We start from the raw sequence: 18,637 nt of genomic DNA on the forward strand, positions 1-18,637 counted from the left end.
GATTGATCTAGTCTACTTTAGTCATGTAAACGTTCCGATCTTCTTCATGCTCATCACTAATTAACAAACCGTCAATTAGTTTCCATTCATCGTCATCGGTACTGATGCTAAAATCATCATTATCATCATCAATGTCTTCGATCACTAGGTAGCCACGCTTATTGATATACCAGCTCCCTGTTTCAGTTTCCACTTCATCGTAAGCATTTACCGTAATCTTTAAATCGTTATCGGGCTTGAATTCAAAATAGATTTCAATATCCTCCATGATTCCACCAACAAACCCAGAAATGGCCTTAATGAAGACTTCTTCCAGCATAGTGTCTGCATCTTCAGCTTCTTCCTCCATCTCTTCCTCGATGTCTATCACAAGCTTCCAGGTGCCGATGATATCTTTTTCTTTAACTTTTTGCGCTTGTGCAACTACTGAGAGGCACAATACTGCGACGAATAATACGATTGTCCTTTTCATCTTGTTTGGTTGTATTTTGTTATGCAAGGTACTAGTTATACTTCATTTGCTTATTAAAGGTTTCATTTGACTGAAACTATCGTTCACTGCCCACTATTTTATACCTTTGCCATTCGATTTTCTATAGATAATATGTTTGATAGTTTAAGTGTAAAGCTGGATAGGGCGTTTAAGACGCTAAAAGGACAAGGACAGATCACAGAGATCAATATCGCCACTACGGTGAAGGAGATCAGGCGGGCATTGGTGGATGCTGATGTGAACTACAAAGTAGCCAAAGATGTAACCGATAATATCAAAGAAGAAGCACTTGGGCGAGATGTTTTGATTTCTGTTTCGCCAGGTCAATTACTGACCAAAATTGTTTCTGAAGAGCTTACAAAGCTGATGGGTGACACCAATGTCCCCGTTAGTCTTGAGGGAAGCCCAAATGTCATTCTGATATCGGGCTTACAGGGTTCTGGTAAGACGACTTTCACCGGAAAACTTGCTAACCTGATGAAGAAGCAAGGGAGAACAGTTTTACTAGCAGCCTGTGATATATACAGACCCGCAGCAATTGATCAGCTTAAAGTTCTAGGTGAACAAGTGGGTGTAGAAGTGTATGCAGAACCGGAAAACAAGGATGCCGTTCAAATTGCAAAAAATGCTATTAAGTACGCCAAGGACAATGGTAAAAAGACGCTGATTATCGATACAGCAGGTCGTCTAGCTGTGGATGAGCAGATGATGAATGAAATTTCTGAACTGAAAAAAGCAGTCAAACCTGCCGAAACATTGTTTGTTGTTGATTCAATGACAGGACAAGATGCGGTGAATACTGCAGCGACCTTCAATGAGCGACTAGATTTTGATGGTGTTGTATTGACCAAATTGGATGGAGATACACGAGGAGGAGCTGCTCTTTCTATTCGAAAGGAAGTTGAGAAGCCGATCAAATACATTTCGACAGGAGAAAAAATGGACGCCATCGATCTATTCCACCCGGATCGTATGGCCAGTAGAATCCTTGGGATGGGCGATGTTGTCAGTTTGGTTGAGCGTGCTCAACAAAACTACGATGAGGAAGAAGCTCGGCGTATTAACAAAAAGATTCGGAAGAATCAGTTTGGATTTGATGACTTCCTAGCTCAGATGGAGCAGATGAAGAAAATGGGAAGCATGAAAGATCTACTGGGAATGATACCTGGAATGGGTAAAGCAATCAAAGATGTTGATATCGATGATGATTCATTAAAGCCGATTGAGGCGATCATTAAATCAATGACTCCAAAAGAGCGTACGCAACCTGAAATACTAAATGGTCCTCGAAAACAACGAATTGCGAAGGGAAGTGGAACCTCTATTCAGGAGGTAAACCAATTGCTTAAGCAATTTGAGCAGATGCGGAAAATGATGAAGATGATGAATAAGTCTGGAGGCAAACGAGCACTTGCCAATATGCTTGGTGGGATGAAATAAATTCATCACTACCCACTCTGATCAAAAGCAATATAATAGCTGATATATGTCCTGTGTAAGGATGTGATAGGTATCTACATTGGTCACTTGAACCAATTTGTAGAACCATGAAAAATATATTAGTACCCACTGACTTTTCCAGTTTATCAGAGCATGCATTGGATTTCGCAATTCAGTTAGCAAAGCCATTAGATGCTAATGTTCAAGTTATTCACTTTGAGGAAATACCGCTGGGTGATTTATCTCTTCATCTCTCGGGAGAAGCTGGAGGAAGCGCGGTTTCCGACGATTCCTTATTCAATGCTCAATTGTTTAGGGCGAATAAACAGAAGCTGAATACATTACGTCAAGCGTTTGAAGGAAATGATGTGGTTGTTAGTGCCTTTCAACATGGAGGAGGGTTTCTAAAAGGAATTCAACATTATGTGAAAGAAAACCCTGTGGATATGATTGTGATAGGAACAACGGGAGAGGAGAGTATCCAAGAGTTTTTTAGCGGGAATCACACGGAGCAGTTGATCGAGCATATAGGTGTTCCAATAATTTCACTTCAGGATCAGCAATTCCACCCGATAGAAGATATCGTACTTGGACTCGATATTGAGGACGAGAAGTATACAACAAAAGCCTTTGAAAAGATTGCCAGCATTTGTGAAGCTCTGGGTTCCACACTTCACATTATTGACGTTACAAGGTCTAAGGATGACGAAAAAATGATGGGAACGCTTAACAAAATCGCAAAGATTGCTGGCTTGACTAATTTTTTGGTGGATGTGATAGAAGATAAAGACACCAAGAGTGCCTTATTGGACTATGCTGAAGGTACCGATGCAGGCCTGATAATGGTTTTGTCAGAAGCAAAAGGAGGTTTGAATAGGTTTTTTCAGCATTCATTTGCAACTCAGCTTACAAAGAAATCTCATATTCCAGTACTAACAATCAATAAAGGCATATAAATAGGTTTTTATTTCATCCCAAAGAGACTTCCTAAACGGTGATAATTTAAATTCGATGATTGGTGCTTAATTATAACAAGTAGACGCCTTGAATTCGGAAGACATCGTCGATCAGATTCAATCACAGATAGCATTGCTTCAAAAAGAGAAGACTGCAGACTATGCTCAATTCCAAGAGCGGATGGCACTTACGACGATTTCTGATAGAGAAAAAAATGGAATAACCTGGTATCCAATTCAGATTGATAAGGACTTTATCAGTGCTGGAGATCGTCTCACACTGGAGTTATCTAAGACTAAGAATCACGAGCAAAAACATTCATTTCAGGTAGGAGCAGTAGTTGGAATATTTGCTGCTAATGACGAAAAAAAAACACTTAATGGAGTAGTGAGCTACCTAAAGGAACACACAATGCGGGTAGTTCTTAATCAGTCTTTCTTACCGGATTGGTTGAGCGAAAACAAGTTGGGAATTAACCTTCTATTCGATGATTCGACTTATCGAGAAATTAATAAAGCGCTCAATATGGTTCTCAATGCCAAAAATGATCGTTTGGCTGAATTGAGAGATTTATTTTACGGTAAGCGCAAAGCACATTTTGATTCTGGTCATGGCTATGAAATTGCGGACCTGAATAGTGGACAAAACAGGGCATTTGATAAAATTATCCATGCCAGGGATGTGGCGTTTGTACATGGACCACCAGGAACTGGAAAGACAACCACACTAGTCAAATGCATAAAGGAAATCGTCACAGTCGAACGACAAGTGCTCGTTTGTGCTCCAAGTAATGCCGCAATAGATTTATTGGTGGAGCGTCTGGGCAATGAAGGATTGAGTGTATTAAGATTGGGACATCCAGCGAGACTGACGCCAGATGTTATAGAAAACAGCCTTGATGTGAAAATTAGTAAGCATCCAGATTTTGGAAGACTAAAGGAGATGCGCAAGCAGTCTGAAGAGTATAGAGCTCTGGCTGGTAAATACAAGCGGAACTTTGGCAGGCAGGAAAAACAGCAGCGTGAGATGCTTTATAAAGAAGCGAAAGTCTTAAAGCGAGATTCTCGAACACTAGAAAACTACATTGCTGAAAGTTTGGTTGATCGTTCACAGGTGATTGCGTGTACGCTCACCGGATCAAACCATTCACTCATTCTGGAAAGGCTGTTTAAAACAGTTTTTATTGATGAATCTTCTCAAGCACTTGAGGCAGCTTGTTGGATTCCGCTTAATCGCGTGCAGCGAGTAATCATGTCGGGAGATCATCATCAATTGCCACCGACTATTAAGTCAAGAGAGGCAGCAAAAGAGGGGCTTGAGGAGACGCTGTTCTTAAAAGGCATCAGCAATCAAGAAGAGTCAAAATTTATGTTAGAAACTCAATATCGCATGGAGGTATCTATAATGAATTTTTCCAGTACTCAATTCTACAATAGTAAGTTGAAGGCCTCATCATCCGTCAAGTCAAGGAGTCCATTATTTAATAAGGCCGTCTACTTTGTTGATACAGCAGGAGCAGGCTATGTTGAGAAAATCAAAAAGGAGACACTCAGTACTTACAACGAAGATGAGGCAAATCTGCTTGTCAATCTCATTGTTGATGACAGACCTGTGGGGCTTTCAATTGGGGTAATTGCTCCCTACAAAGCTCAGGTGGGAATTCTTACAAAAAAGATAAAAGAGTCCAAAGAAATAGCTCAATATGATGACAATATTGATGTCAATAGTGTGGATGCATTTCAGGGACAAGAACGGGATGCTGTTTATATCTCTTTTACACGATCCAACATGGAGGGAGAGATAGGTTTTCTGAAAGAATATAGGAGAATGAATGTAGCGATGACGCGAGCGAGGCACCGTCTGGTATTGGTAGGAGATTCGGCAACTCTGGGATCAGACCCATTCTTTAATAGTCTAATAGAATACTGCCAAAAGTACGGAGAATATGCTTCGGTGTATGAATTGAACTATGGTATATAGCATAAACGAATTGGTTAGTCGTACTCCTCTAATAAACAGGAAAGGCAGACCTAAAGTCTGCCTTTCCTGTTCTGTTTTTTTCTTGATTAGCTCTTGTAAGTAACTGCTTTAATCGCTTCGATTGTTCGGGATACATTGGGCAAAACTTCCTCAATAAGCGTTGGTGCGTAAGGAAGAGAAACGTCCTTATTCGTAATCCTGTGGATAGGAGCATCTAGCCAATCAAATGCATTTCGCTGAACATGATGACTGATCTCAGAGGAGATTGAAGCCAATGGCCAGGCTTCTTCAAGAATAACCAGTCTATTCGTTTTCTTAACTGACTCTACTATTGTGTGATAGTCAATGGGTCTTACAGATCTTAAATCGATCACTTCAGCTTCTGTTCCTTCTTTTGCCAATTCATCAGCAGCTTGATAAGCCGTCTTCATCATTTTCCCAAATGACAATAGTGTTACATCAGACCCTTCTCTTACAACATTAGCTTGACCGATTTCAAGCAAGTATTCTTCTTCAGGTACTTCACCCTTATCTCCGTACATCAATTCGGATTCCATGAAAATTACTGGATTGTCATCTCTGATAGCAGTTTTCAGCAAGCCTTTTGCATCGTAAGGGTTAGATGGCACAACCACTTTTAATCCAGCGGTATTGGCATACCAGTTTTCAAAATTTTGAGAATGCTGCTGGCTGAGCTGTCCCGCGTTTCCGGTAGGGCCTCTGAAAACAATGGGGATGTTGTATTGCCCACCAGACATTGATAGCATCTTAGCCGCACTATTGATTACCTGATCAATAGCCACAAGTGAAAAATTGAATGTCATGAACTCAATAACCGGACGCAATCCATTCATAGCAGCACCAACTCCAACACCTGCAAATCCAAGTTCTGTTATTGGAGTGTCTATTACTCTCTTAGCTCCAAATTCATCTAGCATCCCTTGGCTTACTTTATAAGCGCCATTGTACTCTGCCACTTCCTCTCCCATAAGAAAGACATCTTCGTCTCGTCTCATTTCTTCACTCAATGCTTCACCAAGGGCTTCTCTAAATTGAATTTCTCTCATAGTTCACTACGTATTTTTCGGTGTGCTAAATTAATGATGAATGGCTGATTATCGAGTATTTATAACTGCTTTTTGAATTGAAGCTTTATGAGTGGAAATAAAAAAAGCCCTACCGAATGGCAGGGCTTTAAAATTTCGTTAAGCTATGATTACTTCACAGCTTCGTTAACAGCATCTGCAAAGTTGGTGAACTCAAGATCATTCAATGCCATGTCCTTGTAAGAAGGCTCAGCATCTACTGCTTTCTTAAGATTAGAACCAACGCCTGCAACATTGTTTTGTCTTGCAGCAGAAACCGCTAGTAGGTAATAAGCATCAGCTCTTTCTACTTGCTTGAATTCTGCATCAGCCATAGAGTTGTCACCACTTAGAAGGTGAGCAAGTCCTCTATCAATCATTACGTTTTCACTGTTGGTAGCAGAAGCGAAAGAAGCTTTAGCTTTAGCATATTCAGCCATTCTAACTTCAACTGCACCTTTCATTGCATTCACTTTACCATTGATGTCGTTAGATGAAGTGCTCACACCATTCAGAGTTTCGTAAGCAGCATCGTAATCACCTTGAAGCACCTGAACTGCAGCCATGTTTGATTGCACTTCAGGAGAGCTAGCCATTTTGTTCATAGCGATCTCAAGTTGAGTGGCAGCACCATCCAATTTAGAAGCATCACCTCTTTTAGCCATCTCGATGTGAGTAGCAGCAAGGTTGTTGTGAGCTTGCCACATGCCAGACTTATCAGCAGCAGCTTTGTAGATAGCAGCCTTTTCATCTAAAGAAGGAGTGAGTGTTGCACTGAACATCAACTCTTCGATAGAAAGCGTATCAGCATCTGCTTCACCACCGACGATTGACTTAGCAAGCACAGCGATTTCAGCATTTGATTTCTTAGGCTTAACTGTAAGAACTTCTGTTTTAGCAGACCTTAAACCAGGGTAAACATCTTTGAATACTTTCTTGTATGTTGAAAGCTTCTTCATTTCCTTTTCTTTCTCAACGAAAGATCCAGAACCATTGATGATGTTAGTGTACTGAGCTTTTTCATCAGCGCTAATGCCGTCATAAGAAGCTAAAGCACCTTTGAAAGCATTCCAGTCCTGAACAATAGGCTTCAAGATGAAGTCAATAGAATCAGCTGCTCCTTTGTAATCGTATCGATCCATTCTATTTCTGTAGTATTTCTCGATAGTCGCAGCTCTATCTTCAGATAAATCGCTGTTTATCGTTTCTGTACCTTCTGGTGAGTGAGTACCAGTGATTGTTACAGTTCGAGTTACGTTTTTCTCAGCAATAAATCCACTAAGCATGTCTCTTCTAGAGGCATTTGACTCTCCATCATAAGACAAAGAAGTTCTTAGATTAGATCTTCCTTGGTCAAAGTAGAAATCAACATTCGTAGGAACCAACTCTTCTTTATCGTTGTATCCGTGCTCTGCGTAAGAAGTAAGAGCAACATCTTTAACCCAAGCTGAAGTCATAACCAATCCCTGAGCAACCGCTAGGCGATCAGTGGTGGCAGTTTTGCCATTATTTAGGTCAGTAGCAACTCCTTGAACGTATAGCGTTCCTGGATTCATGCCATCTTGGTATGGAAATGTGAAGTTTGCAGTCTTCCTTGAAGTAGTAGTAGAGCTGTTAGGGAAATCAGAAGCCGTAAATTCCACCGATCCAACAGTGACTTCTTGATCACCATATACATATATAGTATTAAGTGTGAAGCTTGTCTTAGTAGGAAGCATTTTAGGAGGAAGAACTGCACTCATTTCGAATGGAACATTTCCACCATGAACTTCAAGTGGGTTAGGATTTACTTGAAGATCATTCTCCTGAGCCAATTTTATCATTTTATCAAGCTTACAACCCGAAAGCAAAATTACTCCGGCTGCAAATGCAATGGCTAGGTTAAATTTTTTCATTTGATTCTGTTTTTTTAATTGTACAAACAATAAATAGTATAATTCTTAGTTTATAGTGCACGCAAAATTAATCGAAAATATGATTTTAGTGTACTAAAAAACAAACTATCTATTGTATGTATTGTTTATCTTTGCTTTAATAATTGAATGATGCAGGATTATTTAGAAAAATATGCGTTTGGAGTTTGCACCCGATTAGGGGAAAAGCTTCGTATACCCACCTCAAGTATCCGATTATTCTTCATTTATACGTCTTTTTTGACTTTCGGATCCCCCTTGATAGTTTATTTGGGATTGGCCTTCATAATGAATTTCAGAAAATTACTGCGTAGACGTAACAACACCCTCTGGTATTACTGATCCTTATAGATCGCTGTATTTCTTATTTCTTTTCAAAAAATATTCATAAATCATCAACTTTGATTTAGGCGCGGCAGAAATCAAAGCTCTTTTTTTGATTGTTTTAGAAAAATTGCCAATGACTGAAAAATGAGCTTTCATTACAGCCAGGCTATGCTTTATATTTCCGTCGAAGAGAAATTTGATAGCTGCTACCCAATCCAGAAAGACACGTGCCGGTAACTTCACGAGGAGTTTAACAAGTGGAAGATTCTTAATGAGCAGGTATAAACCGTTTCGAAAATTGAGATAAGTTTTAAAAGGGCTTGATTTGGCGAGTGTCCCTCCACCCACATGATAGACTTCAGTATCAGGTAGGCATCTTATCAAATAGTTCAAACTATGGATTCTCCAACAGAGATCAATCTCCTCCATGTGGGCAAAGAAATCTTTATCGAATCCACCAGCTTGAAAGAAAAGCTCGGAGCGAACCATCATACATGCACCGGAGGACCAGAAAATATCAATCGCCTCGTTGTATTGCCCTTCATCGGATTCTGTATGATTAAAAATGCGCCCTCTGCAAAATGGATAACCTAAGAAATCAATAAACCCACCGCATGCACCAGCATATTCAAATAATGTTTGTTGATTGTAGGCCTTGATTTTAGGCTGACATGCCCCATAGTTAGGATGCGAATCAAGGAAAGCTTCCATCGGGTCGAGCCACCCTTGAGTTACTGCAACATCTGAATTAAGAAGGAGAAAGTATTCAGCTTCTATTTGCTTTAATGCTTCGTTGTATCCACCTGCATAACCAAAGTTCTTGTCAAGAGTAATGGTTCTTATAGTTTGGAAATTATTTTCTATGAATTCGATAGATCCGTCTGAAGAAGCATTATCCGCAACTACTACCTCGGCTCCAGTTGAATGTTCGATAACTAATGGAAGAAACTTTTCCAAGTAAGCTTTTCCATTGTAATTAAGGATGACTACTGCGGTCTTACTCATTTACATCATTCCTGATAAATCCATCCCAGGAATGTTTGGCATCAATCCTTCTGTGGATTTCTTAATGTGCTCTTTGGCTTTGATATCAGCCTCAACGACCGCCTTGTTTACGGCAGCTATTATGAGGTCTCGCATCATATCTTTATCAGTTCCATTCACTAAACTCTCATCAATCTCAAGCCCAATCAGCTCCTTGTTTCCGTTAGCTTTGGCCTTAACCATTCCACCACCTGATTCACCTTCTACTGAAATGTCTTTGAGCTGATCTTGAGCTTCTTTCATCTTGGATTGCATCTCCTTCACTTTGCCCATCATTTTCATCATATCGAACATATCCTTCTTATTTTTTGATCAAGGCAAAAGTACCTTTTTGCGTTCTTTTTTCTCCGTCTGCTGTTTCAAAGATTATTTCATATAAATAAGTTCCCTGAGCAGCGACTGTGCCATTTATTGTTCCGTCCCATCCTGGAGTGGGTTGCTCTGAAGAATAAACTAATTGGCCCCATCGTGAATAAATGTTTGTAGTGGCTATCAAAGTGGGCAGCCCAAATAACTCGAGTGTATCATTCAGGCCATCTCCATTTGGTGTGAATGCAGTGGGGACGTAGATAATCAGTTCATATCGAACGGTAAATGCATTAGAATTTAGAACTGTGCCATCGGGATAAGTTGATGTAGCAGTAATGAATTGTCTGGGACTACCATCCTTTGCATCTAATTGGAGTGAAAATTGACTCGCTGGAATCGTACTTTGTGTTCTGGAAAAATCATTTCCTGTTTGATATTCATTTTCCGGAGTGTCTACTAAGGAGTTGATTGGTGGTGTAAATTGAACCATGTATTGATTCGGACTTTCTTCGGTCGCATCTACGAGAGGTGGATTTGTTTCTGCAGAATAGAGAATTTGATTGCAACTATCCAGGTAGTCAATTTTATAGAAATATTTGCGTCCCCGAGAGCCAATTGCATCTGTAAACGATCCTGGCTGTTCAGAAAGGAGCTCAAATGCTTCCCCTTCAATTCTTCTATAGACAATGAAAGACCCAACGTTGACTGTGTCCAGGTTAATGAAAATACCAGCGGAGCTGTAGGAAGAATAGAGTGATTGAAAGGGGGAGAGTGAAAGGCTTGAAGATATTTGGCAGAAGTCTGTGCTGAAAGAAGAGCTACCGTTGCATGGATCATATGCTTCAATGTTTATGCAGTAATCTTCCCTGCTAAATGGAATACCTGTCAGTACCAATGATCTCTGACTTAAGAATCCTGCAAACAATTGAGAAGTGTTTCCTTGAATTAAATTGATGCGATAGTTGGTGAGCGTGTCTATTGCGTTTAATTCTAAATAAAGACTAAACTGATCTTTGCATGTTTCTTTGATGAAAGCATTTGAAATAGCGGGAACCTGCAAAGAGGGGAGAGGTGTAATGTCTTCAAAAAAACTGGTACATATTTCTTCTGCATTGTTGAAAAATCCTTTGCTTTCGATGACTTGATTTTGATTCGAGACATACGTGTGTTCTGCTGTCTCATTTAGTAAAAGAGTAGCAGAATCTGTCATGGTGAAGTACACTCGAATACTATCGTAGTAAGAGTCCCTAGAGGTAACGGAAAGCTGAAGTCCATTGCACTTCTGAATTTGAATTTCTGGCTTTCGTGATGCAAGTACTTCCACGAAAAGGGTGTCGGTTTTATCAGCTATGCCATCTACTCCTACTACCTGTACGATTTGATAGGTACCAGGATCTTGATAGGAGAACGATAGATTATTGGTAATCCCTGCACCATCAAAATAGTAATACTGACGGGTAACTACGCCAAAAGAGTCATGCTCTGATATATTGACGGTCATTGGATTGCACCCACGATCAAACTCAACAGAAAAGCGTCCTTTACTGCTAAAGATCTGTGCTTCTGCCAGAAACGGCAGTATGGTAAGGAAGAAAATGTATTTCCAACGGTGCATCAATCAGTATACAAACAAGTATCGTAAAGTTAACCTTTAAAATGCTGGATTATTTCATCCAGAGCCATAGGTTTTTGCTCTCCGGAAAGCATGTTTTTCAGCATGTAGGCTTTTGATTCCATCTCATCATCGCCGATGATTAAAGTGTAGGGCGTCTGAATTTTATCAGCATAATTAAATTGTTTTTTGATCTTGTCTGAAACAGGGTAGAGGTCTGCTCTTACACCTGCTTCTCTTAAGTTCATTACAAGCCGCTGACCATGTTTAAGGTTTTCTTCACTGAAGTGAACAAGTAAAACATCTAGGGGCTGAGTAATCTTTTCAGGAAATAAGCCCAATTCTTCCATTACGTCATAAATTCGATCCAGTCCAAAGGAGATACCGATACCTGAAATGCCAGTGAGCCCAAAAACACCCGTCAGGTTATCATAACGTCCACCACCGCAGATGCTGCCCATTTTGACTGAAGTAGGTTTCACCTCATAAATCAGACCGGTATAGTAGGAGAGGCCTCTGGCAAGCGAGAGGTCTAGTTCTACTTTTATGTTTCTCTCTTTGAATTGATCTAAGGTTTCAAAATAGTAAATGATCTCTTTTACGCCATCATTTTCTGGATCAATGGATTTAACCTTCTCGATTAACTTGTTTCGGTCGGTAATTGTGAGTAGCTCCATCACCTCATTAATCTTTGTGCTACTCCCACCTAGTTCAATGATGTTTTGGATGACAGTTTCTGCTCCTATTTTGTCTAGTTTATCTATTTCAGCACAGAAGGGGATGGCCTTTTCTTGAAGCCCTACATATGCAGCTAGCAAGAACAGGATCTCGCGATGATTGATTTTTATGATGTAGTCTTCCAGTCCTAAATCGCCGAATACATCACCGAATAATAGTGTAAGCTCTGCCTCATTCCAGATCCCCTTACTTCCAACGATATCTGCATCGCACTGATAGAATTCGCGGTATCGACCTTTTTGAGGTCGATCGGCTCTCCAAACCGGTTGAATTTGAAAACGCTTGAATGGGAAGGCAATATCGTTTTGATTCATTACAACAAAGCGCGCAAACGGGACAGTTAGGTCGTAGCGCAATCCTTTTTCTGATATCTTGGCAGTCAGATGTTTACTGCCTTCATTGTAGTCGTCAGTTGATGTCTTGTTTAGAAAATCTCCGGAATTAAGGATTTTGAAAAGCAACTGATCGCCCTCATCTCCATATTTACCAGTAAGAGTAGAAAGGTTTTCCATTGCTGGAGTTTCTAGCTGGCTGAAGCCGTACTTGATAAAATTCCTTTTTATTTTATCAAGTATATAGCTGCGTTTAGCTGAAACTTCTGGGCCAAAATCACGAGTACCTCGGGGAAGTGAAGGCTTACTTTTAGACATTGAGAATTCGTTTTGGACAAAACTACATAATAACCTAAATTTGCGGCTCATTTCACGTAAGAAGACCAAGAAAATGGCCGTAACAAGATTAGAAAGAAAAGGAAGAAAAAATAAAAATGTTGCTAAGAATAGAGTGAACACTATGAAGCGTCTAAACGCTGTTCCTTCTATCAAAAATGTAGACATTGAAGAGATAAAGGCTGAATTTGCGAATAAAGCTAAGTCTAAGAAAGAAGAGCCAAAAGCTGAAAAAGCTGCTGCTCCTAAGAAGGAAGTAGCACCAAAAGCAGAGGCTGTTGAGGCACCAAAAAAAGAAGCTAAGAAAGCTGCGCCTAAGAAAGAGGCAGCTCCAAAAGCAAAAAAAGAAGCAGCTCCAAAAGCTGAAAAGAAAGCTGCTACTCCAAAAGCGGAGAAGAAAGCTGCTGCCCCGAAGGCCGAAAAGAAAGCTGCACCAAAGAAAAAGGCTGCACCTAAGAAAACGGAGGATAAATAATTTTATCCCGCTGATTGTACAAATTAAACCTCTCGATTTTCGAGAGGTTTTTTTATATAAAAAAAGCACTGAATTTCAGTGCTTTTATGTGATTAAGTGGGTGAGTACTTATTCTCCGGTAATTCGTTCTCTTATTCTTTTCACCTCCAGCGTGATATCCCTCATTGCACTCTTGGTAAGTACAAAGTTTGGATCATTTTTCATTTTCTCCTCGATCTCTTGGAGATCACTCTTATACAGACGATCCAAAATTGAAAGCTCGACAATCATATCAGCAATGGTGTCGTCAAATGGAAGATCCTCCAATACATCTATGATATCTAAAAGTGGCTGTTCCTCATCTAAGACAATTTTCACCAACGGCTCCAGAAGTTTTTGATTTACCTCAGTATTTGGGTATGCATCAATGGTAATAACTGCTTGATAAAGTCCTTCAACAAAACTTCCTGTTAGCGCCAGGCCTGCCATGGTGAGGTGATGATCTTCTTCCATCTTCACACTGGTCTCCAGAAATAATTTACCAAGACTTCTTGCTATTTCCTCCTTATTTTGAGAGGAAATATGCGTTCTAAATTCTTCAACATCTGCATCGCTATATATTGCTGAATCTCCTAAAAATTCCGCCATTCCATGAGATGCTCTTAAGTAAGAAAGACAATTATCTTCATGTCCATAAGCAGCCAGGTAACTGATGTCTGAGGCATAAACGCCCATGTTTAGTGCCATTTTATCTCTATTACCCTTGTAAGACGCTATGTTGTCCAGAGAGTTAATGTGGGCTTTATCGAATTTAGCATCGATCGATTTTAATGTGAAAGGAACCAGAGATGGATCAGGAAAATCTTCCATCAATTTCTCGAGATCGTGGATTGTTTTTTCTTCGGCCAATTCTTCACTTGATTTCTCTTTTTCTCCGGAAGATGACCCACCGCAGCTAACTAAAAATGCGACTAAGGTGATAAAGGTTAGGACTCTGCTTGATGACTTCATGGGTTATTTATAAGGTTCTTATGTCAAGTTTAATGGTTTTTAAGCTAAATCCCCTCTTGTGGTGTCTAAAATAGCCAGTGTGTTGAAGCTTAAATCTTTACGATTCCCTCAGATGCCAATGTCGTATAAAACTCCTTTAGCGTCGTATTTCTCTCCATCCAAAAATACTTCTACCTTAGAAAGAAATGTGTTGGGCTGAATGAATATACTCGTGGCATAGGTGCCATTGTTGATGAAAAGATCGATTGTGGTATGATCTATCAGCAAATCAATTTGCAGGTTGGACAATGCTATGTCTGGTAGCATCAAAGGGTTTGAAGCATTTTCCTTAGCAAAAGCTGTCCCTGAAAGAGTCAATTCATTACTGGATTTGTTCCAACTCATTCGTAAATCAGATGAATCATCAGAGACCACAATTTCCAACTCTTCAAACTCTTGATCTATTGCTATTTTAAACCACGAAGGTCCGTCCGAATATAGCTTGCTGAGTTTTGCTCTTCTTTTGCCAACTATTTCATTCTGAATATGACTTGCGGGGAAAAGCGTTAGTTTATCCTTGATTAAATTGATGGAGAGTGGGGTCGTGAAAGTTGGAAATTGAGAACCTACCTTGCTGCCAAGCACTAAAAGACTTTCAGTTTCTGAATTTGAAACTGTAAATCCTGAGGCGGAGATCCCCAGATTTCCTGTCTGATTATTCTGCGAAACAAACATTTGTCCATCGAATGATCCTGTCTGATACGCTATACTTTCTCCTTGAGTCAAGAGTATCCAGTTTGGGCTTTTGTTAATCAATACCGCTTTACTCACCTCAGTGTCTAGCTGGACAGTAGAGCCTTTACTCCAGTTCGTTAGATTTTCTGAGGTGAAGAAGGAAAGCTCACTGTCATCAACAATGGTTAAAATCCATTGTTCCAATGCGCTATTCCAAGAACTCGAAATAGTACCTTCGGTTTTAAGTACGGGATTGTTATCATATGTTGTCCATTCTAAACCATCAGCGCTGTAGCTAAGGTTAAGCTCATCTCCATCACTTATCAAAATGTTCCATGGTGCATTTAGACCTGTTAAATTATTCTCATCCCAAATGACTTCACCATGGCCAGAATGGTTTAAAGGAAAAGATGTGCTTGGAGCCCAATCAACTAGATTCGAGCTTACTAGGTGACCCCATTCATTTACTCCGGTTGTATAGAAAAGATGAAAAGACGTGTCAATCTGAACTAAGCTAACGGGCGTGTTATCTTTTCCATGATTGATAAAGGCGTGAAAGCCAGAAGGTCTGTATGAGTTGTCTCTGACCTTCTGGCTTTGTTCTTTATCGGATTGACTACACCCAATAATGAATAAAAGAAGAGAAAGGATAGCTAGCTGTTTGATCATGAAGGGAAGTTAGACAGAATCTATTTCCGTTTCAATATCAAGGATGAAATAAGCGTGACAAGAAGCCCAATGGGGAAAATCTCAGTGAAAGTCATGGCTACCATAATCGGAGGTTTTTTATAGTTTTCTATCCATTGATTCATCTCATCGATTTCTTTGTTTTTTTCTTCATCAGAAGCCTCTGACTGCTCAATTAACTCCACTTGAGCTGCTTGATATTTATCAACAAAATCTGGAGCAAAATTGGGCATATAGATCATCCAGCCGATTACGTAAATAATTGACGCAACCAATGTGATTCCCAAACCATTTAAAAAAGCTTCTTTAAAGGATATGGTACCTTTTTCATCTCTGATTTTTTTAATACCTAGAAAAACTGCCGAGAGAGCCAAAATCATTATCGCATATCCTGCGATTTCTGCTATAGCAAAATCGGGATTATCCCCCAAACCAATAGTGATGAACCAAGAAACTACGATCAAGCCACCGCTGATCAAACCATATTTAAGTGCGATTTTCGTTTTCATGTTTTTTTGATTTCAAAGCACGACGAAATGTATCATTTTTTTTTCATCCTTTCGGGTGATTTACTCTATATCATCCTTTTGATGGATGATAAGGGCTAAATCACGTGCTTTCTGAATGGCTTGAGTTCTCCGTTTCACATTCAACTTGGAGTAGATGTTGGAAATGTGTGTCTTCGCCGTATTCAAGGAGACAAAAAGTTTATTCGCTATTTCTTGATTGGAAAGCCCCTGAGCTAGTAGCTCTAAGACTTCTAATTCCCGCTTACTTAAGCCAAGCTTGTTTCGATCATACTTATCTGGTGCTTTTTTGCGGTAGATGCTGGTACCTAGCCAAATTCCAAACACAAGAAAGAGGAATCCAATAAGACCACCATAGACATCCATTTCCAACTCCCTTACAAGTGTTTTGTAGTGGACAACTTGTAAAATGATCATTAATAGACCCATAACTCCACCGTATATCCAGTAGATTCTATTTAATTTCTGAAGCTTTTTCAAATTATATGTAAATTTTCCCTTTCAAAATCACACCTATGTTAAGAAAAACCGCCTACATCGTTGCCCGTCTTGCTGCTGCATTTATTATGGGACAAACACTTTATTTCAAATTTACAGGTTCTCCTGAGTCTATGTACATTTTTAAAATGGTTGGCATGGAGCCATGGGGAAGGTGGCTCGTTGGAATAATGGAATTAATAGCTTCCATTCTTTTATTGATACCCCGCACGGCCTGGGCTGGAGGAGTTCTCGCGGTTGGATTGATGATAGGAGCTATTGGAATGCACCTTACTATACTAGGAATAGAAATCATGGAGGATAAGGGACAATTGTTTTATTACGCTTTGATGGTTTTTCTATGTGGTTTGTATGTTGTAATCACTAACAAGGAAAAAATTCAGAAAGAGGTATTACCAAAAATTTTAAAAAGAAAATGAAAAAAGGATTTTGGATTTTAGCTTTAGTAATTGCCGCTTGCGGAGGCTCAAATTCGACAACCGAATATGACGATAGTCAGATTCCAGGAGGTGCAATTATGCAGGACTATGCGGGAATTTCAGGTTTGCAGAAAGGAACAGTTACCATTGATGGCATTACTGTGGGGGAGGGAGATTTTCTCAATGGACGATACCATGGTACCTGGACTAGCTATACAAATGAAGGTTGGCCTCAATCTATTACAACCTACAACAACGGAAAAAAGCAAGGCATTCAACTGCTCTTCGACAATATTGGATATGTCCAAGTAAAGGCTTCATATTATGATGATCAATTGAATGGAGAGTACATTGTGTATAACAGAAGGAAAATCTCAGAACGGAAGAATTATGTAAGTGGGGTTCTGCACGGGATTCAAGAACGATTTTACGTTGATGGAACCAAAATGGAAGAGTCTAACTATGTAAATGGAAAAATTGATGGCATGGCTCGGTGGTATGACGAGGAGGGTAATCTTACCATTGAATATGAGTATGAAATGGGGGAGTTGATTGAGGAATCAGCCAAGTAAACGCTCAAGCAAATCTCCTACGAAATAAGAAAGAGCAGCTGCTGCCCCACCTAGAAGCAATGTCTCTAATGCACTTTTAAGCCTACTGGTATTGGTAACCAGACTTTTTAGGAATCCGATGCCTATGAAACAAAAGGCCGTTAGTATGGACGAAATAAGAAATAGGTTACTATTAAGGGGGTTGAAGTAATCGATAACATAAATCCCCAACGGGATAAAACCAAGGAGAATAAAACTGAGAAAAGTAATGGCGCCCATTTTCAATGGGGACTTAGTTTCTTCGGCCATCTCTAATTCTTCTTTCATCATGGTGTCAACCCACCTATCCTTATCCTCTGTTATTACATTGACAACCTTTTCGAGTAATTCTCCTTCAAACCCTTTGGCAGCATATATTTCTCGAATTTCTTCCCGTTCCTTTTCAGGTAAGTTATCGACTTCCCAATACTCAATGGCTTGATGTTTTTGGTAGTTTTCTCTTTCGGACTTGGTGGATAAAAAGCTACCGACAGACATGGCAAAGCCATCAGCGATTAAGTTGGCAAAGCCTAAGATTATTACAATGGAGCTCTCCAAGCTGGCACCAGCAGCTCCTGCCACCACAGCAAATGTGGTTACACTCCCGTCAATGCCTCCATAAACAAACTCACCCAGATAGCCTTGAATCTTATCGAAGAAACTGTTTTCTCCGTGAATCTTAGCTTCTTGTTCCTGGTGATCCATCTATTGAGAAGTATCTGGAGCTTGAAGATTGAAAATGTAGCTAGTCACACAGCCAGAAGATGTTGAATCAGCCGTGAGTATCATACTTATGCCGCTGAATTGGGCCGCAAATCTTTCGCATATAATTTCACCTTCGCTATCCATGCATAGGTTGAGAAAATCACCGGCATCCCAATTGCCGCTTTCAACCGGAAGTCCTCTTTGAAAAGTGTATGTCTTATCACCATTTAGAACAAGCTTAAAGCAGGAGACATCATCACAGTCAAGAGCATCTGATCTGTTTCGAGCTGGTTCAGAACAATCTGAGACCGTAATGTTATCAGCAACCCATGTCCCAACAAATGAAGCAGAATTATCGTCATCGCCACATCCAAAGAAACAAATGCACGATATTAGAAGGAATGGAGTAATTTTTCTCATTTTGTAAAAGTAAATCAAAATCGTCGCAATAATATTGCTGCAGATA

Annotated in this window: 20 protein-coding genes; 7 read left to right on the forward strand and 13 right to left on the reverse strand. The window is 39.9% G+C overall.

Annotated elements, in window-relative coordinates; all coding sequences use genetic code 11:
- Positions 1–7: 7 nt before the first annotated feature.
- Positions 8–472, reverse strand: coding sequence for a hypothetical protein (locus tag ABJF57_RS19855; RefSeq protein WP_462235146.1), 465 nt, complete (start codon positions 470–472; stop codon positions 8–10).
- A 132-nt stretch (positions 473–604) separates the two neighbouring features.
- Between ABJF57_RS19855 and ffh the strand changes: the two genes are divergently transcribed.
- The 3 genes from ffh to ABJF57_RS19870 all read left to right on the forward strand — a co-directional run bounded on the left by ffh (position 605) and on the right by ABJF57_RS19870 (position 4,870).
- Positions 605–1,933 (forward strand): signal recognition particle protein, encoded by a 1,329-nt coding sequence (gene ffh / locus ABJF57_RS19860; RefSeq protein ID WP_462235224.1) that lies wholly within the window; start codon positions 605–607, stop codon positions 1,931–1,933.
- 107 nt (positions 1,934–2,040) lie between these two features.
- Positions 2,041–2,889 (forward strand): universal stress protein, encoded by an 849-nt coding sequence (locus ABJF57_RS19865; protein ID WP_462235144.1) that lies wholly within the window; start codon positions 2,041–2,043, stop codon positions 2,887–2,889.
- 88 nt (positions 2,890–2,977) lie between these two features.
- Positions 2,978–4,870 (forward strand): AAA domain-containing protein, encoded by a 1,893-nt coding sequence (locus ABJF57_RS19870; RefSeq protein ID WP_462235142.1) that lies wholly within the window; start codon positions 2,978–2,980, stop codon positions 4,868–4,870.
- 86 nt (positions 4,871–4,956) lie between these two features.
- On the opposite strand, the gene ABJF57_RS19875 is transcribed toward ABJF57_RS19870, so the two are convergent.
- A complete protein-coding gene (locus ABJF57_RS19875) occupies positions 4,957–5,937 on the reverse strand; it encodes a pyruvate dehydrogenase complex E1 component subunit beta (RefSeq protein ID WP_462235140.1) in 981 nt (326 codons plus the stop codon).
- Between the two features lie 149 nt (positions 5,938–6,086).
- Complete coding sequence (locus tag ABJF57_RS19880; RefSeq protein WP_462235139.1) at positions 6,087–7,850, reverse strand: tetratricopeptide repeat protein; 1,764 nt, start codon at positions 7,848–7,850, stop codon at positions 6,087–6,089.
- A 147-nt stretch (positions 7,851–7,997) separates the two neighbouring features.
- On the opposite strand from ABJF57_RS19880, the gene ABJF57_RS19885 reads away from it, so the two are divergent.
- Positions 7,998–8,210 (forward strand): PspC domain-containing protein, encoded by a 213-nt coding sequence (locus tag ABJF57_RS19885; RefSeq protein ID WP_462235137.1) that lies wholly within the window; start codon positions 7,998–8,000, stop codon positions 8,208–8,210.
- 3 nt (positions 8,211–8,213) lie between these two features.
- Here the strand turns inward: ABJF57_RS19885 and ABJF57_RS19890 are convergent, their stop codons facing one another.
- The 4 genes from ABJF57_RS19890 to hisS are packed head-to-tail and all read right to left on the reverse strand — an operon-like array spanning position 8,214 to position 12,548.
- On the reverse strand, positions 8,214–9,200 hold the full coding sequence (locus ABJF57_RS19890; protein WP_462235135.1) for a glycosyltransferase family 2 protein: 987 nt from the start codon (positions 9,198–9,200) through the stop codon (positions 8,214–8,216).
- Positions 9,201–9,533: a YbaB/EbfC family nucleoid-associated protein gene (locus tag ABJF57_RS19895; protein WP_462235133.1), complete on the reverse strand. Its 333-nt coding sequence runs from the start codon at positions 9,531–9,533 to the stop codon at positions 9,201–9,203.
- A 7-nt stretch (positions 9,534–9,540) separates the two neighbouring features.
- Positions 9,541–11,163, reverse strand: a complete 1,623-nt coding sequence (locus ABJF57_RS19900) for a gliding motility-associated C-terminal domain-containing protein (protein WP_462235132.1) — start codon at positions 11,161–11,163, stop codon at positions 9,541–9,543.
- Positions 11,164–11,192: 29 nt separating this feature from the next.
- Positions 11,193–12,548: a histidine--tRNA ligase gene (gene hisS, locus ABJF57_RS19905; protein WP_462235130.1), complete on the reverse strand. Its 1,356-nt coding sequence runs from the start codon at positions 12,546–12,548 to the stop codon at positions 11,193–11,195.
- Positions 12,549–12,690: 142 nt separating this feature from the next.
- Here hisS and ABJF57_RS19910 point away from each other — a divergent pair, with 142 nt between their 5' ends.
- Positions 12,691–13,041, forward strand: coding sequence for a hypothetical protein (locus ABJF57_RS19910; RefSeq protein WP_462235128.1), 351 nt, complete (start codon positions 12,691–12,693; stop codon positions 13,039–13,041).
- Between the two features lie 108 nt (positions 13,042–13,149).
- On the opposite strand, the gene ABJF57_RS19915 is transcribed toward ABJF57_RS19910, so the two are convergent.
- The 4 genes from ABJF57_RS19915 to ABJF57_RS19930 form a co-directional block, all read right to left on the reverse strand.
- Entirely contained in the window at positions 13,150–14,031 is an 882-nt protein-coding gene (locus tag ABJF57_RS19915) for a hypothetical protein (RefSeq protein WP_462235126.1), read from the reverse strand.
- Positions 14,032–14,139: 108 nt separating this feature from the next.
- The gene (locus ABJF57_RS19920) at positions 14,140–15,414 is read right to left on the reverse strand and encodes a hypothetical protein (protein WP_462235125.1); all 1,275 of its coding nucleotides are present in this window, start codon (positions 15,412–15,414) and stop codon (positions 14,140–14,142) included.
- Positions 15,415–15,434: 20 nt separating this feature from the next.
- The gene (locus tag ABJF57_RS19925) at positions 15,435–15,941 is read right to left on the reverse strand and encodes a DUF4199 domain-containing protein (RefSeq protein WP_462235123.1); all 507 of its coding nucleotides are present in this window, start codon (positions 15,939–15,941) and stop codon (positions 15,435–15,437) included.
- Between the two features lie 60 nt (positions 15,942–16,001).
- Positions 16,002–16,439: a helix-turn-helix domain-containing protein gene (locus tag ABJF57_RS19930; protein ID WP_462235122.1), complete on the reverse strand. Its 438-nt coding sequence runs from the start codon at positions 16,437–16,439 to the stop codon at positions 16,002–16,004.
- Between the two features lie 35 nt (positions 16,440–16,474).
- On the opposite strand from ABJF57_RS19930, the gene ABJF57_RS19935 reads away from it, so the two are divergent.
- Together ABJF57_RS19935 and ABJF57_RS19940 are read left to right on the forward strand one after the other, a co-directional pair.
- Positions 16,475–16,876: a DoxX family protein gene (locus ABJF57_RS19935; protein WP_462235120.1), complete on the forward strand. Its 402-nt coding sequence runs from the start codon at positions 16,475–16,477 to the stop codon at positions 16,874–16,876.
- On the forward strand, positions 16,873–17,448 hold the full coding sequence (locus ABJF57_RS19940) for a toxin-antitoxin system YwqK family antitoxin (protein ID WP_462235118.1): 576 nt from the start codon (positions 16,873–16,875) through the stop codon (positions 17,446–17,448). Before ABJF57_RS19935 ends, ABJF57_RS19940 begins: the two co-directional genes overlap by 4 nt.
- Here ABJF57_RS19940 and ABJF57_RS19945 read toward each other — a convergent pair.
- Positions 17,437–18,171 (reverse strand): VIT1/CCC1 transporter family protein, encoded by a 735-nt coding sequence (locus ABJF57_RS19945; protein WP_462235117.1) that lies wholly within the window; start codon positions 18,169–18,171, stop codon positions 17,437–17,439. The two genes, ABJF57_RS19940 and ABJF57_RS19945, sit on opposite strands and share 12 nt — an antisense overlap.
- Positions 18,172–18,591, reverse strand: a complete 420-nt coding sequence (locus tag ABJF57_RS19950; protein ID WP_462235115.1) for a hypothetical protein — start codon at positions 18,589–18,591, stop codon at positions 18,172–18,174.
- Between the last annotated feature and the right edge of the window lie 46 nt (positions 18,592–18,637).

This window comes from Ekhidna sp., from assembly GCF_039940915.1.
Classification (GTDB): Bacteria; Bacteroidota; Bacteroidia; order Cytophagales; family Cyclobacteriaceae; genus Ekhidna.